Below are 11,623 nucleotides of genomic sequence, written 5' to 3'. Positions count from 1 at the left end.
AAAAATATGCTAGTGAAAATTTATGGCAGCGCCGTTTTTGGCGTTGAAGCCACCACTATTACCGTTGAAGTAAATATAGACAAAGGTATTGGCTACCATTTAGTTGGTTTGCCTGACAACGCCATTAAAGAAAGTAGCTATCGTATTTCAGCTGCTTTAAACAATAATACCTATAAATTACCCGGTAAAAAAATAACTATAAATATGGCTCCGGCAGATTTACGAAAAGAAGGATCTGCCTACGATCTTACATTAGCCATAGGAATTCTAGCAGCATCAAACCAAATAAAATCTGAAAAAATCAATGAATATGTGATAATGGGAGAACTTTCTTTAGACGGAAGTTTGCAACCCATAAAAGGAGCTTTACCAATAGCTATAAAAGCAAAAGAAGAAGGTTTTAAAGGTTTCATTTTACCCAAACAAAATGCAAAAGAAGCTGCTATTGTAAATGATTTAAAAGTTTATGGAATTGACAATATCATGGAGGTAATCAATTTTTTTAATGAAGGAATCCCTTTAGAACAAACAATTATAGATACTAGAGCTGAATTTTATAAAAATATAGACAACCCTGAGTTCGACTTTGCTGATGTTAAAGGACAAGAATCTGTAAAACGTTCTATGGAAATTGCAGCAGCTGGCGGACATAATATTATACTTATTGGGCCTCCAGGAAGTGGAAAAACAATGCTTAGCAAAAGACTCCCATCTATTTTACCCCCAATGACGCTTCAAGAAGCACTTGAAACTACCAAAATACATTCTGTGGTTGGAAAAATTAAAGATTCAGGTCTAATGAGCTCAAGACCATTTAGATCACCGCACCACACAATTTCTGACGTTGCACTTGTAGGTGGGGGTCAATATCCTCAACCTGGAGAAATTTCCTTATCGCATAATGGTGTATTATTTTTAGATGAACTCCCTGAGTTTAAAAGAACGGTATTAGAAGTAATGCGTCAACCTTTAGAAGATAGAGAAGTTACTATTTCTAGAGCTCGTTTTACAGTAACATATCCAAGTAGCTTTATGCTCGTTGCAAGTATGAATCCGAGTCCGAGTGGATATTTTAATGATCCTGATGCACCTATCAGTTCTTCTCCAGCTGAAATGCAACGTTATTTAGGTAAAATTTCAGGCCCTCTTTTAGATAGAATTGATATCCATATCGAAGTAAATCCTGTTCCTTTTGAAAAACTTTCTGAAGAAACTCAAAGTGAAACAAGCAAGTCAATTAGAGAAAGAGTTACTAAAGCTCGAGAAGTACAATCTGAAAGGTTTAAAAAAATTGAGACTGTACATTACAATGCTCAAATGAATGTAAAACAAATTAGAAAATTTTGCGAATTAAATAATGAAAGTAAAACACTTTTAAAAAACGCAATGGAGCGTTTAAATTTATCAGCTAGAGCTTATGACAGAATTTTAAAAGTTTCTAGAACCATTGCAGATTTAGAACATTCTAAAGAAATTTCTTCAAACCATATTGCTGAAGCCATACAATATAGAAGTTTAGATAGAGAGGGCTGGCTAGGTTAAAACTTCAATCTCTCTTTGCTTTAATATCTTTTTTTAGAACTTCACTTATTAGCTAAGGATAAACATATATATATAATTAATTAAGTATTTAATATTAAATTTTGAAGAAAATCCAATTTTTTAAGAAAAAATATTTATTATATTTACGTTATTAAAAATTATCTATGATTTATTTTAATACCCTCTTTAGAAAAAATAAAATTGTTCTTTATTTTATTACCATCATTATTACTACATCTGTAAAAAGTCAAACTAGTTTTAATACAAATAATAATTATTATAATTGGTTTGATAACATTATTGGAGTTGAAAATACTGAGATCAACAATGGAATAGTTTACAAAGAAAAATATAAAACTATAGATGGAAATCACAAATTTTACTCAACATCTAAATTTATAAATGGAAATATTACTTATCATAAACAACCCTTTTTTAATATTAAAATGAAGTATGATATTTATGAAGATGAAATAATTATTAAACTTCCTAACCAATCGTCTTTCTCTATCATTCAATTAATAAAAGACAAAGTGGATACGTTCTCAATAAACAATCATAAATTCATCAATATTTCAAAAAGCGAAGAAATATTTTATAACGAAGAAATTTCTGGGTTTTATGAAATTTCTTTTCAAAGTAAAAAAATAACATTGCTTAAAAAACATAAAAAAGAAAGAAAACAACGTATTGGAAATTTTGTTTACAGTCAATTTAAAGATAATAGTTCTTATTATATTTTCTATGATCTTAAATATTATAAAATAAATTCTAAAAATAAACTGTTAAAACTATTTCCTAGTCTTAAAAAAAATATTGTAAGTTTTTACAGCTCCAAAAAACAGCAATTAAAATCAGATCCTGATTTGTTTATGGTTAACTTAACAAAACATTTAAATATTCTATTAAAAAATCCAGAAACTAAACACTAATGAAAAAGATACTTTTAATTTTAATATTTTTTTGTTTTCAGTTTATCAATTCACAAAATGTAGCTACAAAAAGTATCTCAATAAGTTTTGAAAATGAAACTAAAATAAATGTTATAAAAAAAATTGAAAACCTAACTAATTATCGCTTCTATTTTGTAGAAAGTTGGCTTGATGATGAGCTGATATCTGGTCAATTCAATAATAGTAGTTTACAAAATTTACTCGACTCTGTTTTTAAGAATACAATTATTAATTATTTCATCACATCCGACAATAAAGTTATTTTATCTCGTAGTATATTAATCAACGGAACTTTACCTGAGTGGTTTTCTAACGAATCAGATGAAACAATTTCTCAAACAGAAGCCATCGAGCCAGTTTTTTTTAATGAAGAAGTACCTATCCCAGATACAGCTATTGAAACTGTAAGAATTGGTAAAGAAAATAAGTTTTCTAGAAAAAAGCACTATACACTTACTGGCTTTGCTAAAAATAATACAACTAACGAACCTATTCCTAACTTAGCTATAATAGTTAAAAATAAAAATATCAACACAGTTACAGATATAAATGGGTATTATTTTATCAACCTTCCACCCGGAATTAATATTATTGAAACAAAATCTATAGGGATTCAAGATTCATCAAAAAAAGTAATTATTTATGATAATGGAACTCTAAATCTTTCTTTACAAGAAAGTGCTGAAATTTTAAAAGAAGTAACAATTGAAGCAAATAGAGATAGAAATATAAAAGAAGCTATCACAGGAAATACTCAAATTAAAATTGAAACAATTAAAAGTGTTCCTCTAGTACTAGGTGAAAGAGATATCTTAAAAGTAGCCATAACATTACCTGGCATTTCAAATGCTGGAGAAGGAGCTTCCGGATACAATGTTAGAGGGGGAAAAGAAGACCAAAACTTAATTCTTTTGGACAATGGAGTGGTTTATAATCCATCTCATTTTTTTGGTATTTTTTCTGCTCTAAATCCATTTACAATTAAAGATGTCAATATTTATAAAGGAACCATTCCTGCTGAATATGGTGGTAGGCTTTCTTCTGTTTTTGACATAAATACAAAAAACAGTAATACAGAAAAGTTTTCAGGCGAAGTATCATTTGGTCCAGTAACTAGTAATGTTGCTCTTGAAATACCTATAATTAAAGGAACTTCAGGGTTATTAGTTGGTGCAAGAGGAGCTTATTCGGATTGGATTTTAAAATCTTTAGATGAAAAATCGTTAAAAAACTCAACCGCTTCATTTTATGATGCTGTGCTAAAATATCAACATAAAATAAATGAAAATAATAATTTAGAAGCTACTGGATATTATAGTGATGATTCCTTTAGTATTAGTTCGGATTCATTATATGGTTATAATAATCAATTAATGTCATTAAAATGGAATCATAAATTTAACACTAATAATCATGGCGATTTAAGCTTAGTTAACAGTAAGTACAAATTTAATATCACTTATGATGGTAATTCTGATAATAATTTTGAATTAGGTTATAATGTTAATGAAACTGAGTTAAAACTTAAAATGAAATATTTATTAAACGAACAGCATAGTTTTGATTATGGTATTTCGAGCAAATTATATGTTGTTAATCCTGGAAATAAAGACCCCAAAGGCTCTGAATCAATTGTTGAGCCATTCAAAATACCTAAAGAAAAAGCTTTAGAATCTGCCATATTTATTTCAGATAATTACAATGTTAATAAAAATTTATTATTCAATTTAGGGTTTCGATATTCTATATACTCATCTATTGGAGAAGCTACACAAAAGCTCTATAAATCTGGATTTCCAAAAAGTGAAGGTACCGTAACCGATACTTTAACCTTCGGGAAAAACGAAGTCATTAAAACTTACGGAGGTCCTGAAATAAGAGCTTCATTAAGATACTTCTTGTTTAACGATTTTTCAATTAAAGCAAGTTATAACTCTACTTATCAATATATACATACGCTATCCAATAACACAACGACCTCATCAACTGATATTTGGAAACTTTCTGACCTTAATATAAAGCCTCAGCAAGCCAATCAGTATACTTTAGGGCTATATAAAAACATTGACGGAAACACCTACGAACTTAGTTTAGAAGGTTACTATAAAAAATCTAAAAATATAATTGATTATAAAGTTGGAGCAGATTTACTATTAAATAAATCAATTGAAACTGAAGTTTTACAAGGAGATGGGAAAGCTTATGGAATTGAGTTTTTAATAAAAAAAACCAAAGGAAAATTTAACGGATGGTTTGGGTATAATTATTCACGTTCATTTAACAAATTCAATAGTATTTTTAGTGAAGAGCGTATAAATAATGGCGATTTTTTTCCTTCTAACTTTGACAAGCCACATGATATAAGTATAGTAGCCAACTATAAATTAACAAAGCGTTTTAGCTTCTCAGCTAATTTTGCATACCAAACAGGAAGACCAATAACCTACCCTGTTGGAAATTACAATTTCAATGGAATTGATTATGTATTGTATAGTGATAGAAATAAGCTAAGAATTCCTGACTATTATAGGCTTGACTTAGGCTTTAATATTGAAGGGAATCATAAAATTAAAAAATTTGCTCATAGTTTTTGGAACATCTCTATTTACAATGCTCTTGGAAGAAACAATCCTTATTCTGTATTTTTTGTTACTGAAAAGGGTAAAGTAAAAGCATATCAAAGTTCAATATTTTCAATTCCAATACCTACCATAACTTATAATTTTAAATTTTAATATATCAAGAAAAGGTAAATAAATTAAGTTTATGAAAAAAAATAAAATATTCTACTCAATCATCTTTACAATTCTTGTATTTTTAAACAATAGTTGTGTTGAACCATACGATATTAAACCTACAACATCAGAAAATGCTTTAATAATAAAAGCTACAATAACTAATGAATATAAAAATCAGGAAATTTATTTAAGTAAAGTATTTCCCCTTGATAGTAATGGCCCTTCACCTGAAAGTAATGCAGTCGTTAAAATTATTGATGACAATCAAAACACTTATAACTTTATAGAAACTATTCCTGGTAAGTATATCTCATCCAACGAATTTGAAGCTCAACCAAATATTAATTATCAACTTTTTATAACTACTCAAGAAGGCAAATCTTACACTACTGAACCAACACAATTAACAAGCATCACACAAATTGATAATTTATATCCTTCTTTAGAGGTTAATGATTTAGGATTTGAAAACATCACATTATTTGTTGACAGCTATAATCCAAATGGTGATTCTAGATATTATCGCTATGAGTTTGAAGAAACGTATAAAATTGTGGCTCCCAAATGGAATCAATATGATTTAGTTGTAGTCCAAAATTCAAACTCATATACAATTGAAAAACAATTAAAAACAAGAGAAGAAAAAACATGTTACAATACCGTAAATTCAAATTCAATTATTCAAAAAGAAACTACTGGTTTTATTGAAGATAGAGTTACTAAATTCCCTGTTAGAATATTAAGTAAAGATAACACCATTATATCTCATAGATATAGTATTTTAGTAAAACAGTATGTACAATCTCTTGAGGCATTTACTTTTTATAAAACCCTTAATAAATTGTCTGGATCAGAAAGCATTTTCTCTCAAAATCAGCCAGGCTTTTTTGGTGGAAATGTTTTCTCAGTGGACTCCCCAAATGATAAGGTAGTTGGTTTATTTGAAGTTTCATCAGTTTCAACAAAAAGAATATTTATTAATTATCAAGATTTTTTCCCTAATCAACCTCTACCTCCTTATTTTACAGAATGCGAACCTTTTGCTCCAACTAACAAACCAGAAGGAGGTGATCTTTCTGATTTAGCAGTAACTTTAAATAGTGGTACAGTAAAATATTTTAGAGATAATCTAGAGCCAAACTATACCAACCCTGGACCTTACTTGGTTGTACCTGTAGAATGCGGCGACTGCACTAAATATGGTACTAATGTTAAACCAACTTTTTGGGTAGACTAACTAGAAATTAAAAAAAATGAAAAAAATAATAATTTTTACAACCATCTTTATTTTATTTAAAAGTAGCTCATTGCTTAGTCAAATATCCATAAACAATGAAAATTCATTTATTTTAAATAATATTTACCAAGAAAATATATTTGTTCACCAAAACACTTCTTTTTTACTTTCAGGAGAATTTCTTTATTATAAAATCTATTGCTTAAACACTCATACAAATACATCAAGCAATTTAAGTAAAATAGCTTATGTTGAATTGATTGGAATTGATAAAAAACCTATTTTTAAACATAAAATAAGATTAGAAAACGGAAAAGGACAAGGAGACTTTCTAATTCCTGCTAAAATTCAATCTGGAAATTACAAGTTAATTGCTTATACTCAATGGATGAAAAATTCAACTCAAACTAATTACTTTCAAAGTGATTTAAGTATTTTTAATCCATTTCAAGAAAATCAACCTTCTATTTTAGAAAAAACTGAACCTTTAGATTTTCAAACGAATATTAATAAACAAGAAAAGCTGCAAAACAAAAAAAATTCATCAAATTTATCTTTCTTAAATGAATATATAGATTTAAGTGTTAATAAACATAATTTTAAAAATAGAGAGCAGGTAGTTTTAAAAATTAAAAGTTTAAAAAAGAATTTATCTAAAGGTAATTATTCTATTTCTGTTAGAAAAATTGATAGCTTTAATACCCCAAATAAATATACAGCCATTGAGTATTTATCAACAAAATCAACTACATCAACAATAAAAAAAATCATTACTTTACCTGAACTCAGAGGTGAATTAATTTCTGGTAAAGTAATTAACAATAATGATGTAAACTTGGATGTTTCAAATATTAAAATTGCACTTTCTATACAAGGAAAACAGTCAATATTTAAAATTTCCACTACCAATAATTTAGGTAACTTTTATTTTAGTATTCCTGAAAAATATGAAAGTACCAATGCTATAATTCAAGTAATTGGTAAAAAAAGAAATAACTTTAATATTGTCATGGATGAACATTCATCTGTAAATTATGAAACTCTTAATTTTTATAATTTTAAAATAACTCCTAAATGGAAAGATTATATTTTAAAAAGAAGTATTTACAATCAAATTGAAGACGTATTTTCAAGTTCAAAACCTACAACATATAAAACCATAGATTCAATTAACACAATTTACAATACTAAAGCTATTGTTTATAACCTTGATGATTACACTAGATTTCCTAGCATTAAAGAAACAATTATTGAAATTATTAATGAAGTAGCTATTAGACAAAAGAAAAAAAGTAGCACTTTCCATATAAAATTACAAGATCAGTTTTTTGAATTTGATTTACCTGCCTTGGTTTTAGTTGACGGAATTTTGGTTCAAAACCACAACAACTTGTTAGACTATAACGCAAACAATATTAAAAAAATTAGTGTTCTTATGGATACTTATTCATTGAACTCAACAATTTTTGATGGTGTAATTTTTATAGAAACCTTTAATGGAAATTTTGAACCTGATTTTTCTGATACGCATATTCAAAAAATTAAATTATTCAGGCCACTAATTACTAAAAATTATTTTAAACAAATATATAGTGATGACAAAAACACAAATCGTATTCCAGATTATAGAAATCAATTATTATGGATTCCTAATTATAATTTAACCATGGAAGAAGACTCTATAAGTTTTTTTACTTCTGACAATTTGGGGGAATATGAAATCTGTATAGAAGGTTTTACTAATGAAGGGATTCCCATTTCTCTAAAAAATAAATTTAAAGTAAAATAATGTTTCACTATAAGTTTTAATCTGAATTAAACCTTAAACTTTTGTTAAAACTATTCTTAACCTACAATCTTCACTAAATCAAATTAGTACCTTTGAAAGTATATCAATTAATTTTACTTATGAAGAATATACTTTTCACTCTTACTTGTATACTTACAATTCAAACTACTTTAAATTCACAAAACAATCCGTTAATTAATTCACCAACATTAAGCCCAAATGGAGAAACTATAGCCTTTAATTATCAAGGTGATATTTGGACTACTTCAAAAAATGGCGATAATTTAAAACGTTTAACTATACATGAAGCTTATGACACCAATCCTATTTGGAGTCCAGATGGAAAAACAATAGCGTTTCAAAGTAACAGGTTTGGTAATAATGATGTTTTTACAATTCCTTCTACTGGTGGAATACCAAAAAGAATTACCTACCACTCTTCCAATGATCAGGTTACAGATTTCACTACTGATAACAATATTATATTTAGTACCGCTAGAAATTTTGTGCAAATTGAACGTGAACCAGAAGTTCATTCTGTAAATTCAAATGGTGGTACACCTTTTAGATTACTTAACACAGTAGGCTTCGATGCTACCCTTTCACCAAATAAAAAATTTATTGCCTTTACAAAAGGATCCTGTAGAATTGAACGTGAAGCATATCAAGGTCCAGCAAATAGAGATATTTGGTTGTATGATATTAAAAATGATAGCTATCATCAACTTACATCATTTGTAGGTCAAGATTTAGCCCCTCAATGGGCTAATAATAATACCCTCTATTTTCAATCTGCAAGAAGTGGAAAATACAATATCCATAAATTAACTATTGACCAAAATGGAAATAAACTTGGTGAAATAACTCAGATTACAAACTTAAAAGATATGGGAATTTTCTCATTCGATTTAAGTAGTAATGGAACTGATATTGTTATGACTTCTGGTGATAAAATTTGGTTGTTAGATATCACTTCTAATAAAACAACTCCTATTTCAATTACTATTAATAGTGATTATCGATTTGACCCTATAGTTAGAAAATCATACACCAATAATGCTTCTGAAGTTGAAGTTTCACCAAATGGAAAATTAAGCGCTATAGTTATTAGAGGTGAAATTTTTATAACCGAAAACAATTCTGAGAAGAATAGAACAATCAGTGTTTCAAATTCAGCTTATAAAGATGAAGATGTGGTATGGTTAAATGATGAGGTTCTATTATTTGTTTCTGATAGAAATGGAACTGATAATATTTACGCCATCACATCTAATGATGCTGAAAATAAAAATTTATTTAGCTCATTAAAACATCAAATTACACAACTTACCAACCATAAAGAAGGTGTTTCAAATATAAAGTTGGCTCCTAACAAAAAATCAATAACTTTTAATAAGGGATATGGAAAACTTATAGTCGCTTCTATTGACAACGATGGTAAAATAAGTAATGAAAAAACATTGGTTGATGGTTGGGATACTCCTTCTGGAATTTCTTGGTCACCAGATTCAAAATGGTTAGCATATAGTTTAAGCGATTTATACTTTAACGACGAAATTTACATTCATAAAGCAGACAATAGTAAAAAACCTGTGAATATTTCAATGCACCCTAAATCTGACTTTGGACCAATTTGGAGTGAAGACGGATCAAAAATCGGGTTTTCTTCAAACAGAAATAATGGAGACCATGATATATGGTTTGTATGGTTACAAAAAAAGGATTGGGAAAAAACCCAACAAGATTGGGAAGAAATCACCAATGATACAAAAGAAAAGAAAGACAAAAACAAGGAAGAAAATTCTATACCTGATATCATTATTGATTTTGACAATATACACGAACGCCAACAGCAAGTTACAGCTTATAATGGAGGTGAGTTTTTAAATGCCATTTCTAAAGATGGAAAAACTTTTTATTATACCACAGGAAATAGTGGAAGAGGAAATCCTGATGTAACTTCAAATTTATATAAAATTAACTGGGACGGAAAAGAAAACAAAGAATTAACTAAAGGTAATACAAGACCAAGAAATATTTCCCTAACCGACAAAGAAGATTATATTTATTACATAAGTAGCGGTAGAATTTCAAGAATAAAATTAGCAAATGCTAAAAAAGAAAGCATTCCTTTTAATGCTAAAATGATTATTGATTATACCGAGGAAGCCAATCAAATTTTTGAACAAGCTTGGAAAACAATTGAAGACCGATTTTACGATCCTAATCATCATGGTCAAAACTGGAATGAGCTTAAAAAAACATACAAACCATTAGCTTTAAAAGCCTCTACTAGAGATGATTTTAAAATTATTTTTAATAAAATGTTAGGGCAAATTAATGCCAGTCATATGGGAATGTACCGAGGAGAAGATAGAAAAGAGGTTCAAAATGAGAGAACAGGTATATTGGGTGTAGAGTTAATGCCAATGGCTAATAATAAATTAAAGATTTCTTATGTGGTGCCAAATTCTGCTGCTGACAGAGAAATTAGCAAACTCTTGGTTGGAGATATTATCAACACAGTAAATGGAGAAAAAGTTTCAACTTCAGAAAATATTTACAAACATTTAGTTGCCACAACCAATGAAAAAATTATTTTAGGAATAACCTCTAAAGGAGTTGATAAAGAAATTATTATTAGACCTAAGTCAAGTGGAAGAACAGATAATTATAATGCTTGGGTAAAAGAACGCAAACGCTTAACCGAAAAATATTCAAATGGAAAATTAGGTTATATACACATTCAAGGGATGAATTGGACAAGTTTTGAACATTTTGAACGTGAATTAACCGCTGCAGGGTTTGGAAAAGAAGGAATTGTGATTGATGTAAGATACAATGGTGGTGGATGGACTACTGATTATTTAATGGCAGTATTAAATGTTAAACAACATGCATATACTATTCCTAGAGGAGCATCAAATGATTTAAGTAAAGATCATAAAGCCTTTAAAAACTATTATCCGTTTAGTGAAAGATTGCCTTTAGCTGCTTGGACCAAACCTTCAATTGCATTATGCAACCAAAATAGTTATTCCAATGCTGAAATATTTTCACATGCTTACAAAGAATTGGGTTTAGGAAAATTAGTAGGCATCCCAACTTTTGGAGCTGTAATTTCAACTGGAGGTCAAACTTTAATAGATGGTTCGTATGTGAGAGTTCCTTATAGAGGTTGGTATGTAAAATCTTCTGAAAAAAACATGGATTTTACTCCAGCAATGCCAGATATAGTCATAAACAATAGCCCTGATGATAGGTCAAAAGGAACTGATACGCAGCTTAAAAAAGCTGTAGAAGAATTATTAAAAGACATTTAAAAATAAAATAAAGGGGGAATTTCCCCTTTATTTTTCAGTTA

The 11,623-nt window shown here is 28.5% G+C and carries 6 protein-coding genes; all 6 read left to right on the top strand.

The features are described from left to right. Positions 1 to 6 precede the first annotated feature (6 nt). Positions 7 to 1,542 carry a YifB family Mg chelatase-like AAA ATPase gene (locus ACFQZW_RS00915; RefSeq protein WP_298264851.1) on the top strand — a complete coding sequence of 512 codons (1,536 nt, stop codon included), beginning with the start codon at positions 7 to 9 and terminating at the stop codon, positions 1,540 to 1,542. Positions 1,543 to 1,706: 164 nt separating this feature from the next. Continuing rightward, complete coding sequence (locus ACFQZW_RS00910) at positions 1,707 to 2,474, top strand: hypothetical protein (RefSeq protein WP_386781303.1); 768 nt, start codon at positions 1,707 to 1,709, stop codon at positions 2,472 to 2,474. Next, a complete protein-coding gene (locus tag ACFQZW_RS00905; protein ID WP_386781302.1) occupies positions 2,474 to 5,230 on the top strand; it encodes a TonB-dependent receptor in 2,757 nt (918 codons plus the stop codon). Before ACFQZW_RS00910 ends, ACFQZW_RS00905 begins: the two co-directional genes overlap by 1 nt. 31 nt (positions 5,231 to 5,261) lie before the next feature. Continuing rightward, complete coding sequence (locus tag ACFQZW_RS00900) at positions 5,262 to 6,470, top strand: DUF4249 domain-containing protein (RefSeq protein WP_298264845.1); 1,209 nt, start codon at positions 5,262 to 5,264, stop codon at positions 6,468 to 6,470. Between the two features lie 16 nt (positions 6,471 to 6,486). After that, positions 6,487 to 8,259 carry a hypothetical protein gene (locus ACFQZW_RS00895; protein ID WP_298264843.1) on the top strand — a complete coding sequence of 591 codons (1,773 nt, stop codon included), beginning with the start codon at positions 6,487 to 6,489 and terminating at the stop codon, positions 8,257 to 8,259. Positions 8,260 to 8,378: 119 nt separating this feature from the next. Then, entirely contained in the window at positions 8,379 to 11,582 is a 3,204-nt protein-coding gene (locus tag ACFQZW_RS00890; RefSeq protein ID WP_386781301.1) for a S41 family peptidase, read from the top strand. Positions 11,583 to 11,623 lie beyond the last annotated feature (41 nt).

Origin of the sequence: Lutibacter aestuarii (assembly GCF_042676885.1) — a bacterium.
Classification (GTDB): domain Bacteria; phylum Bacteroidota; class Bacteroidia; order Flavobacteriales; family Flavobacteriaceae; genus Lutibacter; species Lutibacter aestuarii.
The sequence above is the reverse complement of the archived record's forward strand: the minus strand, read 5'-3'. Positions and strand labels throughout refer to the sequence as shown.

Coding starts and splice junctions, on each gene's coding strand:
- ACFQZW_RS00915 (WP_298264851.1), top strand. CDS start 7: ATGCTAGTGAAAATTTATGGCAGCGCCGTTTTTGGCGTTGAAGCCACC.
- ACFQZW_RS00910 (WP_386781303.1), top strand. CDS start 1,707: ATGATTTATTTTAATACCCTCTTTAGAAAAAATAAAATTGTTCTTTAT.
- ACFQZW_RS00905 (WP_386781302.1), top strand. CDS start 2,474: ATGAAAAAGATACTTTTAATTTTAATATTTTTTTGTTTTCAGTTTATC.
- ACFQZW_RS00900 (WP_298264845.1), top strand. CDS start 5,262: ATGAAAAAAAATAAAATATTCTACTCAATCATCTTTACAATTCTTGTA.
- ACFQZW_RS00895 (WP_298264843.1), top strand. CDS start 6,487: ATGAAAAAAATAATAATTTTTACAACCATCTTTATTTTATTTAAAAGT.
- ACFQZW_RS00890 (WP_386781301.1), top strand. CDS start 8,379: ATGAAGAATATACTTTTCACTCTTACTTGTATACTTACAATTCAAACT.